Annotated in this window: 17 protein-coding genes and 1 pseudogene; 8 read left to right on the top strand and 10 right to left on the bottom strand. The window is 53.7% G+C overall.

All coding sequences use genetic code 11. The features are described from left to right. The first annotated feature begins 251 nt into the window (after positions 1–251). The 4 genes from DXT77_RS28870 to DXT77_RS28855 are packed head-to-tail and all read left to right on the top strand — an operon-like array spanning position 252 to position 4,463. On the top strand, positions 252–1,205 hold the full coding sequence (locus DXT77_RS28870; RefSeq protein WP_119430096.1) for a TIGR03756 family integrating conjugative element protein: 954 nt from the start codon (positions 252–254) through the stop codon (positions 1,203–1,205). A 47-nt stretch (positions 1,206–1,252) separates the two neighbouring features. Further along, entirely contained in the window at positions 1,253–2,611 is a 1,359-nt protein-coding gene (locus DXT77_RS28865) for an integrating conjugative element protein (protein WP_218568667.1), read from the top strand. Next, positions 2,608–2,940, top strand: a complete 333-nt coding sequence (locus DXT77_RS28860) for a hypothetical protein (protein WP_119430094.1) — start codon at positions 2,608–2,610, stop codon at positions 2,938–2,940. The genes DXT77_RS28865 and DXT77_RS28860 overlap by 4 nt, the downstream gene beginning before the upstream one ends. 17 nt (positions 2,941–2,957) lie before the next feature. Further along, positions 2,958–4,463, top strand: coding sequence for a conjugal transfer protein TraG N-terminal domain-containing protein (locus DXT77_RS28855; RefSeq protein WP_119430093.1), 1,506 nt, complete (start codon positions 2,958–2,960; stop codon positions 4,461–4,463). Between the two features lie 3 nt (positions 4,464–4,466). On the opposite strand, the gene DXT77_RS30495 is transcribed toward DXT77_RS28855, so the two are convergent. Beyond that, entirely contained in the window at positions 4,467–4,823 is a 357-nt protein-coding gene (locus DXT77_RS30495) for a DUF3742 family protein (RefSeq protein ID WP_372238705.1), read from the bottom strand. Positions 4,824–5,006: 183 nt separating this feature from the next. Between DXT77_RS30495 and mobH the strand changes: the two genes are divergently transcribed. Together mobH and DXT77_RS28840 are read left to right on the top strand one after the other, a co-directional pair. Then, positions 5,007–6,842 carry a MobH family relaxase gene (mobH, locus tag DXT77_RS28845; protein ID WP_119430091.1) on the top strand — a complete coding sequence of 612 codons (1,836 nt, stop codon included), beginning with the start codon at positions 5,007–5,009 and terminating at the stop codon, positions 6,840–6,842. Positions 6,843–7,098: 256 nt separating this feature from the next. Beyond that, positions 7,099–7,350, top strand: coding sequence for a hypothetical protein (locus tag DXT77_RS28840; protein WP_119430090.1), 252 nt, complete (start codon positions 7,099–7,101; stop codon positions 7,348–7,350). A 210-nt stretch (positions 7,351–7,560) separates the two neighbouring features. Here DXT77_RS28840 and DXT77_RS28835 read toward each other — a convergent pair whose 3' ends face one another. From DXT77_RS28835 to DXT77_RS28810, 5 genes are all read right to left on the bottom strand, one after another. Continuing rightward, positions 7,561–9,705: an SIR2 family protein gene (locus tag DXT77_RS28835; RefSeq protein WP_158593106.1), complete on the bottom strand. Its 2,145-nt coding sequence runs from the start codon at positions 9,703–9,705 to the stop codon at positions 7,561–7,563. 550 nt (positions 9,706–10,255) lie between these two features. Next, positions 10,256–11,092 carry a hypothetical protein gene (locus DXT77_RS28825; RefSeq protein WP_119430087.1) on the bottom strand — a complete coding sequence of 279 codons (837 nt, stop codon included), beginning with the start codon at positions 11,090–11,092 and terminating at the stop codon, positions 10,256–10,258. Further along, entirely contained in the window at positions 11,089–12,339 is a 1,251-nt protein-coding gene (locus DXT77_RS28820) for a hypothetical protein (RefSeq protein WP_119430086.1), read from the bottom strand. Before DXT77_RS28820 ends, DXT77_RS28825 begins: the two co-directional genes overlap by 4 nt. Then, the gene (locus DXT77_RS28815; RefSeq protein ID WP_119430085.1) at positions 12,336–12,983 is read right to left on the bottom strand and encodes a hypothetical protein; all 648 of its coding nucleotides are present in this window, start codon (positions 12,981–12,983) and stop codon (positions 12,336–12,338) included. The genes DXT77_RS28820 and DXT77_RS28815 overlap by 4 nt, the downstream gene beginning before the upstream one ends. After that, complete coding sequence (locus DXT77_RS28810) at positions 12,980–16,717, bottom strand: ATP-binding protein (RefSeq protein WP_178083508.1); 3,738 nt, start codon at positions 16,715–16,717, stop codon at positions 12,980–12,982. The genes DXT77_RS28815 and DXT77_RS28810 overlap by 4 nt, the downstream gene beginning before the upstream one ends. 149 nt (positions 16,718–16,866) lie before the next feature. Here DXT77_RS28810 and DXT77_RS28805 point away from each other — a divergent pair, with 149 nt between their 5' ends. Next, positions 16,867–17,745: a WYL domain-containing protein gene (locus DXT77_RS28805; protein WP_119430084.1), complete on the top strand. Its 879-nt coding sequence runs from the start codon at positions 16,867–16,869 to the stop codon at positions 17,743–17,745. A 118-nt stretch (positions 17,746–17,863) separates the two neighbouring features. Next, positions 17,864–17,956, top strand: a pseudogene (locus tag DXT77_RS30225) (DUF533 domain-containing protein); the annotation flags it as partial. A 28-nt stretch (positions 17,957–17,984) separates the two neighbouring features. On the opposite strand, the gene DXT77_RS28795 reads toward DXT77_RS30225, so the two are convergent. The 4 genes from DXT77_RS28795 to DXT77_RS28780 all read right to left on the bottom strand — a co-directional run bounded on the left by DXT77_RS28795 (position 17,985) and on the right by DXT77_RS28780 (position 23,171). Beyond that, positions 17,985–18,860, bottom strand: coding sequence for a DNA/RNA non-specific endonuclease (locus tag DXT77_RS28795; RefSeq protein ID WP_119430083.1), 876 nt, complete (start codon positions 18,858–18,860; stop codon positions 17,985–17,987). Between the two features lie 106 nt (positions 18,861–18,966). Beyond that, entirely contained in the window at positions 18,967–19,980 is a 1,014-nt protein-coding gene (locus DXT77_RS28790) for an endonuclease (RefSeq protein WP_119430082.1), read from the bottom strand. Positions 19,981–19,983: 3 nt separating this feature from the next. After that, positions 19,984–22,284: an AAA family ATPase gene (locus tag DXT77_RS28785; protein WP_147407031.1), complete on the bottom strand. Its 2,301-nt coding sequence runs from the start codon at positions 22,282–22,284 to the stop codon at positions 19,984–19,986. A gap of 203 nt (positions 22,285–22,487) precedes the next feature. Then, positions 22,488–23,171: an HNH endonuclease gene (locus DXT77_RS28780; protein WP_158593105.1), complete on the bottom strand. Its 684-nt coding sequence runs from the start codon at positions 23,169–23,171 to the stop codon at positions 22,488–22,490. Positions 23,172–23,612: the final 441 nt, after the last annotated feature.

The raw sequence follows: 23,612 nt of genomic DNA, 5'->3' as shown, positions 1-23,612 counted from the left end.
GGAAGAGCGCGATGAATCAATTTGCGATTCTGTACGGAGATCGATTTATCAGGCCGACCTGGTAAAAGCACGACCTACCTGACGGCAGGCCGTTATCGGCCCGCACACAAAATATCTGACAGTCTCCCCTTCGGGCGCTTTTTTTCGACTGGCCATTCTATCAATAAGGTGAAGGTCCGAATCGGATTGAAAAAGGTAACTCTGCAAGCTCACTGGTTCACTGCGTCCCTAGCCATGCGCAGGATCAAACCATGCATCATCGCCGCTCCCTGAGTCTTCATCTCGTAGCGATTACCACAGCAGTAAGTCTTCCGGCTCCAACACTTGCTCTCGGTACCGCTGATATCGTGTCCTCAAGCCTAACTCCAGACTGCATTGCTTACAGCGTGGTAGGCGTCTGCTATTGGCTGCGCTGCACCAATTTCGGCTGCGACGTAGAGGAGTCCTCAAAAGTTCGCCACTACGTACCCGACGCAGTGGTGTCGAGCTACGCCAATACGGGAGAAAATCCCTGGTCCGAATTGCGAATGATGAGTCCGGCCAATTCGAAAGCACGGGGTGGTGGAGACGGCAGTGCTGGCATTGCAGCAGAAAATGATCTCGCCAAATTCAAAAACGCTGACGTGATCGGTCATCCCGGCGGAGCGATCTTCAGTCAGTTCGTCGGTCAGTCCGGCTACGGTTGCAAGGGTGCCGGGCAAATACTCATGCCCTACTTCCTCAGCACATTGGATACCTTGGCCTGGCGATACAATATTCCTGAAGCCGTATTTCCGGAAGCTCTGACGCCAGGTATGCGTGAGATCGGCAGTCGCTCTCAAGGCGATCTGTGGGGATCGATCTATCCTCGTGGTGGTTTCCTGCACGGTGTCGACGATCACAAATGCGCTGCAGTGGTTGCTCAGCGTGCCGCTGACATCGTGACACGCCGCGGACAATTACACGTTTACCAACCAGTGCTTGCCAACGCTCAGCCTGGCTATTGGCCCGCCGGCCCACTTAAAGAAAGCGAACCTCGCACCGGTAAGTGGCAAGAGCTGACACCCACGCAATCCAAAACCTGTACGACCTTCCCGAACAATGAACCTCACGTTCAATCACCACGTGGAGACTATGCCTGGGCGCTATGGCGTCCCTACACCTGCTGTGAGCGCAAAGGCCAAACCTTTCTGGGCAGCACTGATGTGAATGGAGCAGACCAATGAGGCCTTCACTTAGGTGCGCTACTCCGCTGCGGTACGTACTCCCGGGAATGCTGCTGACCACTCTGTTCCTGGTAAATACGCCAAGTGATGCAACGCAAACCCAAATCAACAAGGACGGCATCCATCACAGCGGAACAGTCATCGGTGATGACGTGCTTTACAGCATTGGCGGCGGCCGCGCCGTATCGATGGGCGGAGCAGCCAGCATGGACAGCATCAGTGTCGGAGCTGGTTGGGACAACAACCTGGTTTGTGGGGACATGAGCCTCAACACCACACTGCAAAACCAACTCAACGGAGCCACCCAAGGCTTCAAGTCGATCATGAGCAATGTGATTCAGAACGCTACGGGCGCGGTGGCCTCGCTCCCTGCCTTAATCATTCAACGCGCCGATCCGGGTCTCTACAATTTGCTCACCAATGGCATCCTCCAAGCTCGTCTCGATTTCGATCGATCCAAATCGACGTGCAAGGCGATTGCCGATCGAATGGCTGACATTGCCGGCGGCCAACTGGAGTGGGGGCAATTGGCAGAGGGCGTCGCACTCGCCAAAACCGTAGCAAGCAAAGACGCCGTCGCGGCCATCGAACAAGCTGAGACTCGTCGCGGTAATCAAGGGGTTCCCTGGGTCGGTGGGCGCTCAGCCGGCGGCTCAGGCCAAGCCCCCATCAGAGTTGTGTCCGACGTAACTCGATCGGGTTACAACCTGCTCAACGGCCGTGATGTCAGTGACCGATCTGCAATCCCCAAAAGCAGCTGTGGCAATCGCCTGAGTTGTCAGACGTGGTCCAGCCCACAGGAGGCTGAAGCTTGGGCAACAAGAGTCTTGGGGGAGCGTGAACACCAGACATGCGATCACTGCACCAAAACTCATTCCAAGCCAGGTGTAGGACTGACTCCACTCATTCAGGAAGAGTTTGAGACCAAACTACATGCCCTGGACGCGCTGATTAAAGGCAACAAACCTACGACAACTGAAAACCTGCTTGCGGCAAGCAGCCAATCGCTGACCATTACCCGTGGAGTCATCGAGGCGCTGCGTGATGAGCCGGATCAAGACCTACTGGCTCAACGACTGGCCTCAGAAGTCGCGCTGTCCGGCGTACTGGAGAAAGCACTGCTGTTGCAGCGCACGCTGCTGACCGGACGCAAGGAGCCGAACGTGGCGTCCAATGAACTGGCTCAGCAAGCGATCAGCACCGAAAGCAGCCTCCTGAATCAGGAAATCAACAGCCTAAAAACAGAACTCGAGTTGCGGCAAACACTTGCTGGCAACTCTCCCATAATGCTGATCCAACGCCAAGCCAACAGAGCCGCAGGATCGCGCGGCATCTTTCAGGGTGACCCGGTACGCAATCGACTGGATCTGATCCAGCAAGCCGTATCAGAGGGCCAGAAACGATGAGCCGCCCTCCTTTTACCCGAACCCTTTTTGCGCTTGTCCTCTTCTGGGGCGTAGTACTCAGCCTCGCCGTCATCATTCTCGGACTGATTGCCGTTGATGGTATGGACAATATCAAGGAATGGAATACCTGGATGCGCTCAAACCAAACCGCGCTCCTGGTGTGGCGACTGCCCCTATACGCACTCACCGTCTACGGCTGGTACCGGATGCGCTTGAGCCTCGCAAAACGTGGCTTCAGCCACTATCAAGATCGGCGGCTGCTGTACGCGGAAGTCGCTGCAATTGCCGTGCTCGCCCTTCTTGAATTGCTGACCTATCGAACGAACTGACGGGTAAGGACGACTTCATGACGCTCTACACGAACGACTACCTGGAGTACTACCTGACCCTCGTCGGCTGGATCGTGAATAACGGCATCTGGGAAATGCTGGTCGCCAGCGGAGTGTTCACTCTGCCGTTTCTGGTGATCATTGTTCAGGAATGGTTCAGAGCCCGAAGCGAGGGCGCCGATGAAGGCAACAAAGGCGTGCTGTCTTCACTCAGGATTGAGAACCGTGTTTGGGTGGCCATCGCGGTGATCATGTTCGCAGGCATACCGTTCATTGACGTTGACCTCAACACCATCGAGTTCAACACCACGCGTTCGACACAGTGCCAGGTCGATGTGGCTACCCCACAAGAAACCCGCTGGTCCAACACCTTCACGACGCTCAACAATCAAAGCGCAAAAGTCCCGGTGTGGTGGTTCTTCATGCACTCGCTATCCAAGGCCCTCACCGGCGGAGCAACGGCAGCTATCCCCTGCGGTACTGATCTGCGACAGATCCGTATCGACATCGATGCTGCCCGAATCGACGATCCAATACTGGCCCAAGAAGTCGCCGACTTCAGTCAGGACTGCTACGGCCCCGCCCGTGCAAAGCTCTTCATGAACCGCCCAGCGCTAAACGACAGCCAGTTGGATGACATCAACTGGATTGGCTCGAGCCATCTGCTCAACACCAGTGGTTATTATGATACCTATCATTCAAAGACGCCCCGCACCTCGTGGCCATTCAATCCAGTTCGAGATGCAGGCCTAACGAAAGTACCAGCCGGCGGTGGCTACCCAACGTGTAAGCAGTGGTGGACGGATAGCAGCTACGGCTTACGCACACGACTGCTGCGACAGGTCGACCCAAACCTGCTGTTTCGAATCACCAAGTGGGCACGTTTTCTGAACATGCATCAAGCCGAAGATGCGGTCGTCCGCTCAGTCGTCTCCCCGCGTCAGCAAACGCTGAACCAAGGCCAAGTCTACTCAAGCTACGCGGGTCAGATCGATATGTCCGCATCTAATATCGCTGCCCGCGCCACGTCAGACCTAGGCCTGACGATGGGGTCGCTTGCCTACTTTCCCGCCATGGACGTCGTGCGCCAAGCACTCCCTATGGTGCTGTCGTTCCTCAAAATGGCGCTGACCATCTGCATCCCACTCATTCTGGTTGTCGGTACCTACGACCTCAAAGCCCTCATGACCATCAGCTGCGTTCAGTTCGCGTTGTTCTTCGTCGACTTCTGGTTCCAGCTCGCCCGCTGGCTCGACAGCACCATCCTCGACGCCCTCTACGGCTGGCACTCTCCGCACAGCAACTTCAACGTACTGCTAGGCGCAAACAATTCGTTTGGAGACATGCTGCTGAACTACGTAATGGGAGCGCTTTTCATCATGCTTCCAACCTTCTGGATCACAGCTCTTACATGGGGTGGTGTTCGAGCAGGAGGCCTACTCCAGGGTTTAGCGCAAGGAACATCTGACGCAAAATCGGAGGGTGCAAGGGGCACAAATCACGTATGGAATAAACTCAAGTAACGCTTAGGGAATTTCGTCGGAATCATGTGGATCTAGTCTCACGCCATTCTGATCGTAAAGCCCAAAACCAGTTGAACCGTCCTTCCACTCAGAGCCGTAGTCATTCGTGCCGCATTCCGACCTGAATAGGCCTGAGGTGACTACAACCGCAATCAGTGCAAATAGAGCCACCCACACACTGATTTCGAGCAGCACGCCAATTGTTACTGCGTGTAGGCACCATCCAAGAATACGGGCCAGAAAAGACGGAACACCTATATGACACAGCCAAACGCGAAGACTCTTTTCTATTCGTAGATAGTTTTTCCCTAGGGTTCCAAGCCATGTCCCGATCCTTTTTGCTTTACCTGCTCTTGCCATATTAGCCACAAGAAATCTCCCTGGTGCGAAGCCCATTCCGCATACATTGCACCTAGAACGCATGCCGATGCCTCAAAAGGTAAACGGAAAAAGGGGGTTAACCAAGAGAATGGAGCCGAAGAGGAAAGGCCCTACCCAACAAACAGAAAAGGCCTTCCTACAAGCCAATCGACAGGACCCATCATGTTCTCGCTGTTCCTTCGCAAGACTCGACCTGCATCCACTTCTGCTGCTCCAGCCAAGCCAACATCGTCAGTAGGATTAACCGCTCCTCAATCTGCTAAAGCGCTCTTGGATACCCCCCGACGACAGAAATTGCTGGAGCAGATCTGGCAGCGTACCGCCCTCTCCCGGACTCAATTTGAGAAGCTCTATCTCGATCCCATCAGCCGGTACGCGGAGTTGGTCCAATTGCTTCCCGCATCAGAAAGCCACCACCATGCCTACCTTGGAGGAATGCTGGACCATGGCCTTGAGGTCATCGCATATGCTCTGAAACTTCGGCAATCGCATCTGCTTCCTTCAAGCGCTCAACCAGAAGTACAGATCGCCCAGGCAGAGGCATGGACCGCTGCCCTCGCCTACGCGGGCCTTGGCCATGATCTTGGAAAGATCGCCGTGGATATGCATGTCGAATATGCAGATGGCAAAACCTGGCGCCCATGGCATGGCCCCCTCACAAGCCCCTATCGTTTTCGATATCGGAAAGACCGGCAATACCGACTGCACGGCGCGGCATCGGGGCTACTGATCCATCAGCTACTGAATCGAGATATTCTGGATTGGCTCTGCACCTTCCCAGAGCTATGGACGTCTCTGATATTCAGCTTGGCAGGCCAAAGCGAACACTCCGGCGAACTCGGCACACTCATCACGCAAGCAGACCAAGCCTCCGTAGCCCAGGCACTCGGTGGTGATCCTGCCAAAGCAATGTCCGCCCCTAAGCACGCATTACAACGCAAGCTGCTGGAAGGTTTGCGCTACCTGCTCGGCTCAGAACTGAAGCTCAACCAACCCCAGGCCTCTGATGGCTGGCTCACCCAGGACGCCTTGTGGCTGGTTAGCAAAACTGTCTCTGACAAGCTTCGGGCTCACCTGCTCTCCCAAGGGGTCGACGGTATCCCGGAAGGAAACATCGCCGTGTTCAACGTTCTGCAGGAGCACGGCATCGCACTACCCAGTTCCAACGGCAAGGCAATCTGGAACGCAACTGTGACAAGTGAAACGGGCTGGTCCCACAGCTTCACCTTTCTGAAACTGTCTCCTGCATTGATCTGGGATGCTACAGCACGCCCAGCAGCCTTCTCCGGCACGGTTATTGTCGATACCACAACGCAACCGCCAATCGCCCCAGGCCCTCCTCTGAACACATCATGCTCAGCGAGGGGAAATGCATCAGAAAGAGCAACTTCAAACCATAATTCGTTTCGCCCATTGCCACGCGCGGACAACGCTTCGCCGGCACCAGACTCTCTCGACCTACTGATGGATCTGTTCGGCGGGCCTCCTACCCTCCCGGAAGATTTCGAGACAGTGCCATTCGAGGAACCTGAGCTGGCTATATCGTCATCAGTCGAAGAAGCCATTGAGTTCTCCGGCAAGCACTTCATGGACTGGCTCACTCTAGGCGTGCGCTCCCACCGCATCATCATCAATGACAGGAAAGCTTTGGTTCACACCGTCGACGACACAATGTTCCTGGTCACGCCAGGGCTATTCCAGAGATACGGGCAAGAGCACCCACAGCTAGCCTGGATCGCAAAAAAAGAGAGCCTTCAAGACTGGCAATGGATACAGAAACGCTTCGAGGAATTGAGGCTACACCGTAAACAACCGAACGGCCTGAACATCTGGATATGCGAGGTTAGCGGCGCACGAAAAACCCATTACCTGCATGGTTTTCTGCTTAACGAACACGGCGGATTGATGAACGATCTGGCCCTGAACAACCCGTATCTCAAAGTCGTTGATCAGATACCAAGAAAGAAACCGAGACCAACAATAGGAAACACTCGGTAACCGGTTTGCGGATTGACAGAAACCACCCAGCATCGCAATTTAGCGTTGTGTCTTGCTGACAGGTTCAGCTACATGCCAGCCGCCAGGATCTTACAGACGGCGCTGCGGTTATCCGCAGGATCCTCCCAATGTTCGCATCGCTTCCGGAAGCGCGAACAGTCGACCTAAAGGTCGAAGGAAGTAATGATTTTCCCACCCACGACGGGCCTAACCCCGTCGTGGGGATAGGCCTTTTTAGTTTTTTTTGGAGGCCTTAATGAAAATGGATCTGGCTCTGTATCAAGCACTGATTTCGATCAACGTGCCCGAGCCGAAAGCCAACGCAGTCATCGAAGCATTGGAGTCGGATATGCTTACTCTTCTTTCAACCAAAAGTGATATTGCGAATCTCGAACATCGACTAACTACTGAAATCGCAAAAGCTGACGTTAGGTTGACAATCCGAATGGGAGTTATCACATCCGCTGCGGTTGGCATCATTCTCGCGGCTATGAAACTCATTCACTAAATTCTGCATCATAGCTTAACAATCCCAGCCACCTGTCCCTGACAGGTGGCTTTCCGTATTTTTTAACTTCTGGGGATGACGCCCAGCTACTTAAATTCACTATCTTTCGTTAGCGAGCGCTTTGGAACGTCAACAATCGAGCAATAGCTGCCATCCGTAGGGGATTGCGTAAGCGATTGTGAGCTACACGATATGCCAACTGCGCATAAATTATGCTTCGCGAAGTTTTACCTGTACGTCGGATGCCTGAAACGGTTCGTCACCGTTTTCGGGGCGAATCAGATAGGCGTGAAGGTGTCGTAATAGCAGTTTTTCAACAGTCCCCGTTACTCCGACACTCTCACCAGATACTACAGTCAAGCGATCACCGATGCGAAAGCGGAGTTTTGACAGTGCTGCTTCGTCGATTGCTTGATTCCAAATCGCCTTTTTTTCCTGCGTATCCGGGTCGTCGATTCCCAACATACGATCCGTGAAAACATATGACTTTCTCAAAGGTTCTACTGCCTCTGAAGCCTTTCCTGACTCCAACAGTTCGACTCCGACCCGAAACGATTCAAGACGAATATTTTCCAAAATCGTGTCGTCAAATGGATAAGAGAATTTCACCCATTCTGATACGTTGCCCTCTGGATTCTTAACCTGGAACTCATAGCCTCGCCAACTCAAAGGAGCCTCCGGAGCCCCATCACCGCTAGAGATTTCGAGGTAGTCTCCGAAATAAATATTTGGAAGTGTCCAGAAATAATCGCTGTTACCTGCAGGTAAGCCTTCACCGCTTCTGCGGCATGTCCACACGACGCCGGGAACGAAGTTATTCCCTTTAAATATCAGTGCAGCGTAATAGCCTCGATGAAGGTTGTTTTCTTGATAGGCTACTTGGGACCAAGTAACTTCGCTCAAAACCGGCACGGCTCGCTGTCCGCCCGCAGAAGCGTGGTATCCACGGAGTGCAACCTCCTTTGAATTGTGGAATGGTACCCGCCCCGGCTGCTTAGGCATCATTTGCGTCCGGATCATGGTCAGCCACGATATGTCCTTCATCGCCGCGCTTGTCAGGGCAAGACGTGAAGATGTCAATGCTGCCTGTGCTTGCTGTAATTCTGCCGCGAGACGGGCAGCTTCTTCTTCAAGAATTTTTGCGCGCTCTTCAGATTTATCCCGTGTCTCCAATAACTCCTTTTCAAGAGTGTCATGCTTCAATTTGAGATCGTCGACTCTTACAATAAGGGAAGGATCGATTTTTCCGAGAATGCTGTGACGAAGTTTCGGCGACAACTCGCCCAATCTCTCCAATATTTCGTTTATGTGGGTTTGCTCGTCGGAGACGGCCCCGTCTTTCAGGCGCGCCAGCAATTGAGGTAAAAAAACGTGAAGATCTACGCCGGCGTAAAACTGAGCCCTGCCGCGGCTCATCGCTGGTGCGAGCTTAGTAAAAACGTGAGCGTACTTGCTACGAATAACGTCTTCGTCTGACTCATGAAATGTCCAAAGGACATCTGGATTCAACTCCGTGTCACTGACAAGGTCTGACAGGCTAGACATGAAAATATCGTCCCAGCCCCCACACCCCATAACAACTAATGTGCGGTTCTGCAGCAGTCGCTCAAGTGAACGTTTTAGTTGAGTGCGACGGCTTCCGATTTGCGTCGGAACGTGCAATGTATCCGTACCATACCAATAGCCATGTAGGTGCACTATCTGGATACCAGGGCCTTCGGATTGGTTCAGTGACCCATCGTCATGCATCATGGTGCGGATATACATACCGTGGGCGGTGCGAATGGCAATCTGGATCAATGGATCAAAGTTTGTCGTCAGGACAGTCTTGCCAAATCTACCCGAATGATTTGCCAGAAGCTTGCCCAAGGCAATCAGCGACGGGCGGAGATGCCATCCTGCAAAGTCATCGTCGAGAGTTCTACACGAGTTTAAGTCAAGAATAGACTGAGTATTGGGCTGACCTAGGGTCACTTTGCGTGACTTCAAAACTGCACGACGAATCACCTCATTAGCTGCATCCTGCCCCCGGTAGGCCTGCAATTGGTGAAAGGCCTTTTGATACGCTGCTCCGACGTCCGGCTGATCGCGAACGGGCGCAAATGCGCTAGGTGTGTCCATAAGAGTTGCTTCTACGAGACTCAGGATGCCAGCAACACTAGGCACGCCGGGTGCACCCTCACATTCAGGTAGGGATAGCGCAGATCCGAAAAAGAAAATAATTTCCCTTGATGAATGGACGACCCTCTCAAGGAGCACGTTGTAGTTATGGAAAGTCGGAGTGGGATTTGTCACCGGCACGCTCTGGGGTTCTGTAAAGATTCTATAGCGAGGGATGGTGGTGCCATCGTACATGTTTGTCAGCTCGTGAAGATACCGACTATAAGGAAGTATACCCGGCCTCCACATGACTGACTGATGGGTTGCCAATTGCCTAATGAGCGGCAGCTGTTGGCCGATCGCTGCCGGTGGCGACTGGCAGCCATCGGCCTAGAGCGGACTATCCCGAATCTGAAGCAACTTAGGCTTCCGCCTGCAGCAAATCGCGAAGAACCAGGAAGAGTCAGTCGTAATCGCCTCTACGGCACAACGTAGCAAAGGGCTGGAGTGGGGCTATGTTCACCTGCTCGAGACTTTATTGACCCTCTGGATGGGTGATCTGGACATCGTCTCGCAGCGTGAGGAAATCAACCTCAACTACGTGGCCGTGACCAAGACCAAGCTTGCGATCGCCCTTCACAATACAGTCATCGGCATGATGCGAAATCATGTCAGCAAGACTAATAGCCCCGCCTCAGGATTAACGGTAGCAACCCAAAGCAGGACGCCTGGGTCATCATCAGCGCTGAAGTCCCACCACAAACAATGCCTCCGTTAGGGGGCATTGTTTTGCGTCAGAAGCGGTTCATAAATAGCAAAGCAGCGGGCAGGAGAACGCCGCCATCGACTCCTGGGAAAACCCAGCTTTGTAATGAAGAATGATCTTCGCCAACGGATTGTCGGCTGCCAGGAGTCCGGGCATGAGGCTAGCTTGTTTCTCATAATCCTGAGGCTTACTAACACCTGCATTGTGCATGGTCCGGAAAGCCTCAGGACTCGGCCCTAGGGTGCCCTTCGATAGGATCTTCTTGTTGGCGTTAACCAAGCCCTGTGGATCCGCATCAGGGAAGTAATAAACCTCTGGCACGCGCTTAGCCAAATCCGCCACCGCCCCTATCGAGAACTGAGGCGACCCTCGGAATACGAAAGGAACGTCAACTAGCTCCTCCGGAAGCACATATCGCGACGCATCAAGCATTGCCTGCAGGTTCTCAACAATGATAATCCGACGCTGCCCGGCAAGTAGCTCTGAAGGCACCGTCAACATGCATCCAGGCAGTAGCGGCTGCATGGTGTCACCCAGCAATATCTCTCCGGAAGGCGCCGAAACCAGAACAAGATTCTTGGCAACAGGATCACGTGCCAGCTTCTCGTCACGAGTGGAAGACGCCAGAACAGCTCGACTGCCTTGAACCTTGCTACCTGCCACATGAGGATCCCAACCAACGTGCCGCTCAGCAAGGCTGCGAAGTGCTTTCCTATCATCCGCGTCTAGCAGGAGTCTTTTGCCACTGATCTCGCCGACTCCGTATAACTGATGAATTTTCATCCATACGCCGCCCAGCGCGACCTCATTTGAAGCCATACGAACAGCACGGCTAACCATCTCAACGACTTGCTTGCTGCGCAGCAACGAAGTCATGAACGCTCCCCATTTTTTCTAAGACGAAGAACCAGATCCACCACGACCTTATTGTCAAAGCCTTCATGTGATGGCGCCAGCACTGGTGCCAACATAAAGCGTGGCATCTTCCCGACTCGGGCGGCATCGGCCAAAAGCGTCAGGTAGTAGGCATCTAACGCATAGAGCCAGATGGCGCTTCGGAAACCCTCATCAGCGATGTCATCCCAGTAAGCCAGGGCGCTTTGAGGTGAGAGATCACGCTTTAGCGCTGCAAGCATTCGATGAAAGTGCGGTTCAACAAACGGCTCTGGCGCGTCCTCGACCTCCGGCACCGCGGGGATTACTTTAATGGGCTCGCGACTAAGCAACGGATCGTGGAATGACTTTCTAACCTTCGGCAAAGGCATTGCCTGAATCAGAGCGGACATTTCCTGAATAGCCTTTTCATCCTCGACAGGCGGAAACAGATAAGCGCTATTGGGCAAACGTGCAGCACGAATCCAGTTCTCCGCATCCACATGCTCAAGGATGTCGTCCAAGTCTGGGTTGTTGCCGTCTTGCAGCCAGGAGAAGACGCTCTGTGCCATCCGGCGATAATGATTCCGCTGACGCATGGTTGTGCCCAGTTGGTTCAACCGGTCGATCAGATCTCGGATACCCGTTTTGCAGCGGTCAATCGACTCATACAAACTGCTCAGCAATAAACGACGAAGCGAGCGGTCCTCCCGACACCAGTCACTTAACCTGTTGCGATCAATGGCCATGAGCTTTTCAGAAAGCCGCCCGAGGCGCTTCACCGCACTGTCGATATCCCTCAGACGGTCCTTGAATCGCGAGGAATACCCGTAGCGAGCCTCAATGAAGTCAGTTGCAGCCCGGTGCTCGTCACGCAAGTGCGTAACGACCTGGCGAACAGAGAGGCGCACCTGTTGTAGCTCACGATCCAGCTCAGAAGGCGAACGCTCCTTGGATGAGTGAAATCGCACACAGCCATGCTCAATCCGGATCAGTAGTTCCTGCAGGTCGGGGGCCGACAGTTCGAAGCGCTGCGCGCCAATACGAGACCCCAAATCAAGCAACATCGACGAAGGGTGAAGGCTGCCATCACAGTCATCAATAAGCCGCTGGCTGACCAACCAAGAGAGCCCGGCCGTCATTTTCTCCGGCTTTGGTACACCCTCTTCGTCAGCCTGGCAAATATCCTCGATGATGGCTGCATTCGCGACCAGATGAGCACCAAACTCTCGCCAGTTCTCCTCCTTCACAGAAGTTCTCCCGTACCCTGTGACGGGTCAGCCTCTGGCTCTTCTGCAGGCAGCAACTTTTGACTGTCGGCGATCCAAGACACCATGTGATAGAGGTATCCCATCTTGCCGGTGGCAACATACAGGCTCGACTCAACACCCTTGCGAACCAAGTAACCGGCATCCACCAGCACCTTGAACACGACAGTCAATTTTTCCTTGTTGCCTTCGACAACCTTTACCCGAGTGAACATCGGGTAAACACAGAGATCACGAAGCTGGTCACGTGCGACCAGAAACTGATCGATATGCATCAGAAGGCCACCAAAGGAAATTTCCTCGCCAGGTGACAGACAAACATCCCCTTGCCCTGCCCGGCCACAGAGGTGAATGAAATCCAGCACTGGCATTATCTGGTCGCGAATGCATTTCAACTCCTCCATAGCCTCGCGCCGATCGCCAGAGTCGGAAAGATCGACGTAGCGGGCAAAGAACGCCGTTACGTCGTCGCCTTCACCCAAATGTGCCAACGCCCGTCCGAAAGGGCGAAGTGCGGCTTCTATCGCAGCCGCAAATTCAGGCTGGCGAAGCTGTTCGTAAACCTCGCGACTGGAGTATGGGCAGAAGAACCGCCCAGCGATTAGACCCTCGAGAATTGCTCTCATGCATAAACCTCCCCTTCCTCTGGAAGACCGGCATTCAGATCATCCAGAGCCACAGGGTCAGCACCACGATACTCCTTCAAATAAACCCCGCCTGAGCGGCGTCGGTCGAGGGCATACAGATTTTTGAAGTGTCTCATCAGCTCTGGCGCCCCACCCGGGAACCCCAGCATCAGCTTGACGTTGCGCGAGTTGAAATTGCCCACCAGCGTCGCCGCGTTGTTGACCTCAAGCTCCAGCGCCTCGTCCACAGGTACGATTAGCTCAAAGTCGGCGTCACGCCGGATCATCTCGAACAGGGCAAGGTAGATCATCCCAACCACAATCTTCAGCTGGCCGGTACTCAAGCCATCGCCTAAGTCTGTCGTATTGCGGGCGACGCGCGGTTGGCCATTCACCTGCCAGGAAAGACTGACCTCAAAGCACTCGTTGATCTGCGCGCCCCGCCACTGCTTATCAACCATGGCCGAGTGCAGCATGCGCAGAGCATGATCAAGACCATCGGGTGGGAAGGCGTCGTTACCCATGGCATTCCATCGGGCCGACTGCATTTCAATCGCTCGGATGTGCTCCCAGATCGGCAGGTCGTTGATCTTCAGATCCTTTATCTTCGAGACGACATGAAGATGGAAATCGGTGAACTCCGGGAAGCGCCCGAGCACTTCAGAGACTTGCAGCGTTGCTCGTCGGCCGACGTCCTGAATCGTGCGATCGACTTCTGCAAGGATTTTGCCCCCCTCAACCAACTGGTTGCACAACGTGCGGATATAGGTAACCAGCTTGCTCCTCTGTACATCGTGGCCGTCATCGATATACATCTGCAGCTCAGGTGCTGCGTAAAACCAGACCCGCTCACCCGAGCTGTCAACATGCCTGGCCCGCATGATGATGTCGTGCACGATCCCGGCTTCTGGGGTGGCACGATGTGCGAAGTTAAAGGGTCCCTCCACATCACGGAGAAGCCCACGCCCCTCCTGTTTAATCTGGTGAGCATCCCTGAATATCCGGCCAACCTCAGACTCGATATCCGCTGCAGACAGCTTCTCCAGACTCTCGGTGCCAGTGGATGCTGCAGCGACTTGCCCCAGGCGCTCCAAGACCGAACGGAGCGCACTGGCCTGATCGAACAGCGTGCTGTTTCGGGCTGCCAGCTCGGCTTGACGCACCTTGTAAGCCTTCTGCCGCTCTTCGTACGCTGTGCGCATTGCCTGCAGATCGCGCTCAAGACGGCTGACCACCTGTTCTGCCGCTGCGTAGGCCGCCTCACGGGCAGCCATATGAGGCCAAGCCGTTTCAAGCCAGGCTCTGTAATCCTGAATACGGGGTAACTGCTCGACCAGTTGTCGAACCGACTGATCAAGGCCGTTGACCGTGGATTCCAACCGTCGAACTGCGCCCGCATCAATGCCGGCGCCCTGCAGGGCTGAATATCGATCAGCCTCAATACGTTCGATCTCTTCACGATGAGTACGCTCAAGATCAGCCAGGGCAGCGACGAGAGCCTCTTCAACAGAGCTTCGCTGGGCAACAATGTCCTGCCGGGCCTGATCGGCAATGCTCTTCAGTTCCAACTTGTGCCGCCCGAAAGCGGCCTTCAAGCTTTCGATCTCAGCGATCTTTTCCGAGAGAGCGGTCGCGGCCTTCTCGGCTGACTCCTGCGCCTTGGCTCGAGCTATGGAAAGCAGCTCTGCACCCTCATCACGAAGCGACTCCAGGCGCTGTTTTCTGGCTGAAGCATCAACTTCAATGCTTGCTGTACGGGAATCGAGAGGGACTCGCTCCTCGCGTAGCGTATTACGGCGAACCTGAGCAGCTGCTGATCGATGACTGAGAGCCTCCTCAGCATCATTGCTCTCAACTATGCGCAAATTCAGCCGCGCAATCTGCGATTCCAGCTCTTCCAGATTGAGCACGTCAACAGGATCAAGGCGCTCAAGATTAAGCTGCAAGCCAAAGAGCCCGGCACACGGAGCCGAAAACGACGGTGACAGGTCTTCACGCATCAACAGTCTAGGATCGATGACGAGCCCAACCGTGGTCTCCCAATCAGGCATGCTGCCGCGAAGGAACGACAGCAGGGTTTCGTCAGATGCATTCAAGCGAGCGTTGAGCAATTTAACTTCTGCCCGCAGGTCATCGCGCCCTCGGGCAAGGCCTGACATCTCGGCGGCAAGGCCCTGCTGTTCAGTGATGAGATCAGCAACCTCTCTATCGAGCCGGTCCAGATCCTTTCGCGTTTGCTCCTGCGACTCATAGAGTTGAGCGAGAGCGGTTTGCTCCGCATCAATCTGCTCAGCGATATCTGGTAGATGTTTCTGTCGAGACAAAAAGGCCACCTCTGCCGCCGAAGAAGCGGCGAGTGCCGCTAGTTCGCTGCGGGCTCGCTCATACTGAGCAAGGTCCTCAGTGTGTGCTTTGTTGGCCTGTCCCAGCGCATTTTCCGAGGCCTCGTTATGCAGCCGAAGTTGTGCATCAAACTCGGAGAGACGTCCGAAAGCCTCACCACGACGATTTTCGCGACGCGAAGACAGCGAGTCGATGACGGCGCGCTCCATGGCCGAAAAGCGAGAGACGATACCCTCGCTTTTGCTGGTCAACAGTGCCAGTTGCTCTCGTTTGGCCGCCAGGTCTTCCTGCATTGAGGGAAGGCTGTCGATCTTAGCAAGCAATGCTGGCATGCCGGTCTTGTCATAGCCGGCTTTCTGGTCTTCCAGTGTGTTCAGTAGGCGCAATTGCTCAGTAGATGCTGCCCGGGCATCACCTAGGCGGCAATCAAGCTGGCGCTGCTCGTCACGAGAAGCGTCCTGTGCAGCAAGCTCCTCTTTACGCTGCGCGTCCATAGTTGCAACAACAGCTTCCTGCTCCTGCTTGACGGAAAGCTGCCGCGTCACGGCGACCGTCTTCAGGCGAGCCAACTGCTGGTCGCAAGCCACCAATCGACTACGCAAAATCGCCAAATCAAGAATCTTGGGTTTGACCTCACGATCCATCACCAGGTAACTCGCCCGGTTGCTGATCGCGCTTAGGAAAGATTGGACATCAATACCTGAAAGGTCGATCTCGCTTCGCATAGTCTCCTGCCGGATAATCTCTCCGACTGCAGACTCCATGGAGTCAAAGGTGCCTTTGGACTCCAGCAGAGAGAACATAAGACTGTCGATGCCTGCGAAGTTACGCCTCAACGGTGCGAGCGAATACATGCGCCGGAAAAGGTTGATCATCTTTTTCACAGATGCATCGGTAATGCCATCCATGTCTGCCGAGCCGGTGTTGTATTGGATGATCTTACTGTAATGGTTCCAACTCAACTCAGGCGTGCAGTCGATGCCCATACCTTGAATGCGGCTACCAACCTTGCCAGGCAGAACCAGCTCACCTGAGCCTTGATTCACATAAAGCAGACTGGGCTTCCAGCCGGTAGCCGCCAACCGGTAGGCGTAACCGTTAGAAGCCCGATGCAGGATGGCCGAGCGCAGAGCACTCTCGTGGTTCTCGTACTCGAAGACGATGTAGCTCGACGCATGAGGCAGATAGTGATCGGCGAAACTTGTGGTATTGGTGCCCTTACGAACCATTCGACCAGCAGGGGCGCCGTAGAACAGAGGGAGCAGCTTCAAAAAGGTCGACTTGCCGATGCCGTTAGTGCCTGTCAGACAAGTGTTGTCGTCGGCTTTCACCTCGACGATCTCGCCTCGACAAAGCGAGTCAATCAGGATGACCCGGAGAAGTTTGGCCATAGGGCCTCCACGCGCAGAAAGGTGGACAAGAGTCAGCGCGGACGCGATAGTCGAAACAAGCAAAACGGCTATCGAATCTTTTTGATCCCGTCATTGAATCAAAAAGATATATTACTGCATCAGGCAATGACAAGCTGAGGTTATATACAGTGTCCAACCTATCCCCTATTGAAGACATCCCACAGAAGCAACGGGACAGACTGGCGTTCATTGAGCAACAGGCATGGTTCTGTGGCGCCGTTTCACGGCGGGATGTTGTAAATCGCTTCGACATTCAGACAGCTGCAGCAACTAGGGATCTATCGCTATACCGCGAACTAGCTCCTGAAAACCTTTTTCTCGACCAACGAGAAAAGGTGTACCGCCCAAGCGAAGGCTTTAACCCTATTTTCACCTACTCGGTTTCCCGCATCACAACTTGGCTGAGTCAGGGATTTGGAGATGAGGAGCATCTGAGCTGGTCGACGGGGATCCCATGCACCATCAGCGAATCCTTAGCACAACCCAAAATTTACATCTTGGCGGCTGTCTGCCGCGCAATCAGGCAACAGCGCGCCATCGAGATCACGTACGAGTCACTCACTCGATGCAGCACCAGGATAATCGCGCCGTTCGGCCTGCACAGCGATGGCCGACGATGGCACGCGAGGGCATACGATCGGGAAAGCTCGGAGTTCAGAGATTTTGTGATAACCCGGGTGGGATCAGTACAAGACGCTGGACCGGCCCGCGAGGCCGAATGTGCCGATGAGGATGACCACTGGTCTCGCCGAGTCGTGCTTGAGCTGGTCCCTCATCCCGAACTTGAACGAAAAGAGCCAGTACTATGCGACTACCCCTTCAACAAAGACGGCGTCATGCTCATAAAGGTTCGCGCTGCCGTCGCAGGCTACGCTCTCAGACAGTGGGGCGTTGACTGCTCGCACGATCACTCTGGCTCAGCGCGCGAGTACCAGCTCTGGCTGCGTAATCGAGAAGCATTATATGGAGTTCCTAACTTGGTACTTGCGCCCGGCTACGCCCTCTAAACCATTCATGCAAGATGCTGTTGCTGGTTCTGCCAAAAGGGGTTCTATTTCGTTAGCAAAGGCTCGGTAAAAGTGAGTCACAACGGCCCGAATCACACTGGCGCTTGTCGAGAAGGATCAATCCACCCAGGACCTGGCCATAACCGCAGAAATGTACCTGGCCAGCGTGATGCTAGTGGCTGACCCGCAGGACGCAGAGCGGGCCTACCTTTAAGACGGATTCAGCAAGCTCTGACTTTTCAGCCCTCTCGGGTTTGGGCTTCTGCCTGAACCGTACAGCCTATGGTCGAAGCCAACTGCCCCCTCTTCGCCTTCAGCTCTGCTTGAACGTCTTGTGGCAACCCACTCCAAAATGTCAGCCCAGATCGTTCTTCAATCTCCGACACCGTGACCTGGAAGTCACAGAAATTGGCCGCACGCGGCGTGCTCTGCTCCATGATGAACGCAGCATACTGCCCACCGGCAGGAGTACTACCGACAAAAATGACCTTCCAATAGCCGCTCGGAATCGTATGCACCTTATTGGTACCAGGCAGCGAACCGATATCCCTCTCATAAAGCGGTCCTGTAGCCACGTAAACCGCATCCACACCTTCTGCCTTGCTGAGGTTTCGCTCCTGATCCTCCAAACGAGCCCACGCACCTTGATTGAGATCCGCCTTCTGGGGCGTGATGTTTGTCAGGTAGTTGAGCGTCTGCCAATCAGATACTCCCCCCATCGAGGCCAGGTTGGCTTGATGACCGCGGTCTATCTTCAGGGCAACGCTGGCACCGTTGTAGTCAACAGGGTTGAGCGTCTCCCCAGCAGGCACGTCGGGATCCGTCTTCCAATTACGCGGACGCCCGCTCGCTGGTGTCTCCTTCGTGATTTTGTAGGCCACCCAGTTAGCGAATTTCGTGGAGCCGTTGTTGTTCAGGGTATACGCCTGACGGTATAGCGTGGTTCTGTCACTACCCGTTGGACATCCCACCGAACAGTTGTCGATCACGACCGCGGCCGTTTGAGCAAGTCGTCCAGATTGAACAGCAGGCTGTAGCATATGAGGCGATGAGCATGCCCCAATCAGCGGGATGAGCAGTAGTGTGGCCAGTTTTGATTTATGCACTCCGTGCATTTGCTTCTCCTAAAAGTCTGGCAGTCTAAGCACTGGCCTTTCTCACTCCTAGACGCATCGTTCAGAAAGGTATTTCAAGAGTTGGCCAACGCCGAATATTTAACCTTCAGCTCCGCAAGCGCGTTTTGAAACCCTCAATCCAGGCTTGCACCATGGTTGAATAGGGTTCTTGAGGTCTTGCCATGCGCTTCATCTCACGCAGAACCTGCTCCTGAAGCAAATTCAAACGGCGAAAAATGCCTTCGTCACGCACATCAGTAACCTTCGGTTCTGCGGGGTCAGGCTTGAGCTCCTGAGCCATAACACCGATATCCAAAGCTAGTGCCTCAAGGAACTCCAACTGCCGCAACAACCGCGTCCGCTCTTGCACCAGACCGAGACGGTTGAGTCCATACACATGGATGGACACGACGCCTCTGAGACTCAGTCCAAGCTCAAGGGCTTCATCAATCATGGCTTGAATGGTTTCGTCTGCTCCATTAATCGCCATCACAGGCAGGTCCGTTCCTGCGTGAGGCTGAGGGACGACAAGACTGATGAGGTTGGATCGATCAATGTGAAATCTGAGATGTTCGTTAGGGCTATCTCTACAGGGATCTAACAACAGGGGGTATTCGTCGAGTATTGAAGAAGTCTCCGTCATCGCACGCGTACCTAGCACCGGAAAGCTGTCCTTCTTGCCGCTAGACATGACTACGCCATGGCTAAAACCTCGTTGCTCTTCCTGCAGCGTCAGCAGCTTGGCAGATAATCTGGGCATGCTCTGCTTGCGCTTACGGTTGCAATCGATACAGCTCGGTAGAAGGTTCTCCCAATCCATTCCAAGCCACCAGTACCCGGGGTGCGACCCGTCCTCATGAACAGCCCCTTTTGGCCTGTAATGTTCAACGTCTACCGGTGCTGTCGATGCATAGAAGCTCTCACAGTAAGCGCATTTGCCATGAAATAGCTCATCTAGTTGCTTCTTCACGCTGTCAGACTTGTACACGGTAAATGTCGGGGCGTTGTCACCAGGCGCATGGAAGTGCTGCCTGAATTTGTTCAGTTCGCGCGAAGCTGGGGAGTCGGCTCCCGTCATTGCGTCAGGCTTGCGGACTGTGTTGCGGATGACGGCACGCATGATTCAGATACCCTCGAGAATTGCGACGATGTCTCGACGGGCCTGATCTCGCAACTTACCCAAATTTTCCGAGGATATTTGCCGGCGGTTTTTCAGATACTCCATTACCGCCTCTTGTACCAACCGCTGTACTTCAGTGGTGCCTACGGGCAAAGCGTCACTAATGTCCTGCTCGAAGCGCGCCCATGCTAATTGTTGATCCTCAGTTAGCACCTGGCCGGATGCTCGAGCTGTCAGCAGGTCAGCGAACATCGCCAACTCACGTTCGGTGCCAGGTTGGTCGGTCGACGCCAGGCCGAAAAAGTCAGAGGTTAGCAATTGTTCGATCGTTAATTGACTGACCTCAGGCAGTCGAACCACCTGTTCCACCATCACCGGCCATTCGCTATCCGCACCACTCTGGCTAGCAACCCGATGCATCACGATTACCTCTCCATCCTCCATTCCCCGCAGGCACAATGGATCGTGAGTTGTCGCGATAAAAGTGACCTTTGGCAAAGCACTTCGTAAGGCGCTCATGATTTGAATTTTCCAGCGAGGATGCAGGTGAGCTTCCACTTCGTCGATGAGGACTACCGCCCTCGCCGTCTCCAGGCTCTCGAAGAAAGTATGAATCTGTGCACTCCTCAAGCCTTGAATGATGTCGCAGACCATCGCCAATATTGACCGATAGCCCGAAGACGCGAGACTCAAGGGAGTACGATTAATTGCATGATGACCGGAGGCAGCTGTCACGATCAGGCAACGTTGGTTTTCGTAATCGCGCTCAATGACCTCAAACTCACCCTCGATCGAAAGAATGACGCGCAATGCACCCACCACGCTGTCGAAATCATCCTCACTTAAACTCAGCAGCCACTTTTCAGGGTTGGAAAGTAGCTTGTCCGAATGGAATAGATTCAGGATTGATTTGCCATGGCTGTAGCGTTTTGGTCGTTTTTGATATTGCCTAAATGCACCATAAGCAAAAACAGGAGGCACTTCTGAACCAACCTCTATGGAAAACCTTCCATCTGCGATGTTAAGACACCGCGTAGAGCCGTCATCGAATTTAAGGTTGACCGTAGCCTTTTCTCGACGAGGTGCAGAGCGCTCACCCAGTAGCTGAGGGTCAAGGGGTAGAGACGATACATCTAATTTCAACTCGGCTCGTGCCTCATCAGTCGATAAAGCTAAAGCGATGGCTTCGAGGATGGAGCTTTTTCCTGCAGCGTTCTCCCCCAAGATTAACAAGGCTGGTTGTAGCTGGTCAGTTAACTCGCCTACAGCTGCCTTCGGTGCAGGCATGACCAGATCAAACTGTTCGATCCCTTTGAAGTTGCTCAGGGATATGCTGGTTAAAGTGGGGGGGACTTCGGTTAAACCGCGCGCCATGTGGGAGTCTTCAGTGAACAAGTCGCGCAATGAATCGTTGATCCACGACTCCAGAGCATCCCGGTCAAAGTCAGGTTTCAAGCTTTTAACAAGCTTCCGATAAGTCTGCTCCATTCCGCTCAACGACAGTGACCACCGTTGCGGTTTGCCTTCGGTAAAAAATAATACGACTTGGCGGCACATCAGATACCACAACCCACCGAACTCTAGCTTGGCGAAATTGAACAGGTCGGTTCTTTGAGTTTGTACCTGTCTCCCGCGCAATATCCTCTCAACGAGTTCCTCGAAGTATTCCTGCATACGCTGACCACGTAATTCGTACAGGTCGTCACGATTGAGGTTGAAATGTTGAATTGTTTGTTGTGCGCGATCTGAGTGTGAAAATAGATAGCCGTCCAGATCAACAGTGAAATGAGGGATGAAGTTATCCTTACAAGGATCGAGCAGAATATTTCGTTCTTTGGGGGGATGATCCCGCCATAAACCAATACCTTCCTCCACGTACCGTTTAAGCTGGGCGGCGGAAGGCAACGAAGCGCGCCTACCTTTGACTGGAAAAAACTCGGGACGCTCGGGGTTGCATCCCTCGCAAATAGGATAGAAATTTTCCCAAGCGCTACTCAGCCAGATGTAATACAGACGGGCTTCAGAGCGGTTTTCCATCGGTAAGGCATCGACTATTGGGCGAAACGGGTAAGGTACAGTGCTTCTATAGCTTTCGCAGAATGCACACTTGCCGTGAAAAAGTCTTTTCAGGGCTCCATTCATGGACTCTTGATTCAACCTCAGGCGCGGGTTTGGCGGTCTCGTCTGGGCCCGACGCTTCTCATCCATCAGGAAGTAATCGACCATTACCTGCCGTTGCTCATTGAACTCCTTACTCTGCAGCATCCGAGGCGGCGGTTCACTACTGCGATCAAATCGTTGCACAACTTTCCTCCCTGATAAGCGGTTCAATTTAAGCTAGGCAGCAGGCTATGGCTGCCCTATTCGTGTACTGGCTACCATGTTCCTTGGTGAACGGCAGTGCTTTCTGTCGAAGCCTCTGCTCGGCAATCAAGCACAGAAATTCCTGTTCAGTAAAAGAAGTACGTGCCAGCCTCCGCTTAGAAACCATCTCAGCAGATGCTCCATTAAGGCTTAATAAATTTGCGAAGGTCTTCAACCAGGAGCAGCTTTTCGTCGGTGTGGGCAATACGGTGGCAGTTCGCGCACAAGAGCAATAGATCTTCTCGATTCGTCTCCCCTGAATGACTCTCATGTGAAAGCGGTATCTGGTGATGACACTCAATTACTCGGGTCGCCTTCTTCCCCAGCAGAGCATAAAAATCAGTATCGCAGGCTGCGCAGCTCAGACTACCTGTATCATGCATATGCTGAAGCTTCAGCTTGTATGCCTCACGCCCGTTTCGTTCGGTCTCCAAGTGGGTCCTCAGAACCTTGGATCCTTCAGCAAATCCCGAGTTATCTCTCAGATCATCTCTCGCATTGATGAACTTGTTCTGCAATCCAGAGATGATCGCTGCGGCCTCACCGCCCTCCGCGAAGTCCCCTTGGTTGTAATAATGGAATGAGCCGAGGACATGAATGAACACACTCACGGCATCCTCATTCAACGGTGCTTCCTGCCAGGCTGACGAACAAACCTTCTCGGACGGACCTGCGTTTTTGCAGCGACGGAAATAGGAGCATGTGTCCAAGCATGTTCCTTGGTACCTCGCCCAGTTTTCGCCACCTGGCATGATCGAATCAAGAACGGCTCTCTCAGCACTGCTGAACTTCAGGTTTTTTATAGTCATCAGGCTCAATTTTTCCATGCTCTTTTGCTGGATCCGGCAGGTCATTAACATCAGGTCAAATGTGCGATTAGTGGCCAAACCCCACAGCAATGTCAATTAGCCATACTGCGCAAGAAGTTGCGCAGTTCCCCGTAATAAAAAACCCATCAGAATCGCTGCAGCCCTTGCAAATCAAGGGCTGCAGCCAAGTGCGCAAGAAGTTGCGCAGTACTGCGCAACTTCTTGCGCACTTTTTGCCTGAAACCCTGCCTTTTTTCGACGTATTCAATGACGCTCCGTGCCAACCCCTTGGTTTATATGGCTTCGAAAATGTTGGCACGCTCCTTGATATAGCTTTGGCACCCACCGGGCGATTTCGCCTCCCGGGCACCCTAACTTTATCCGCAAGGAGCACCTCCCATGGCAACACCAGCGTACATGTCGGTTACCGGCGAAAAACAAGGCCTGATCACTGCCGGC

It is taken from the genome of Pseudomonas sp. 91RF (assembly GCF_003576265.1).
In the GTDB taxonomy this organism is placed as follows: Bacteria; Pseudomonadota; Gammaproteobacteria; order Pseudomonadales; family Pseudomonadaceae; genus Aquipseudomonas; species Aquipseudomonas kribbensis.
Note: the sequence above shows the minus strand (reverse complement) of the source record. Positions and strands in the feature narration are given on the sequence as shown.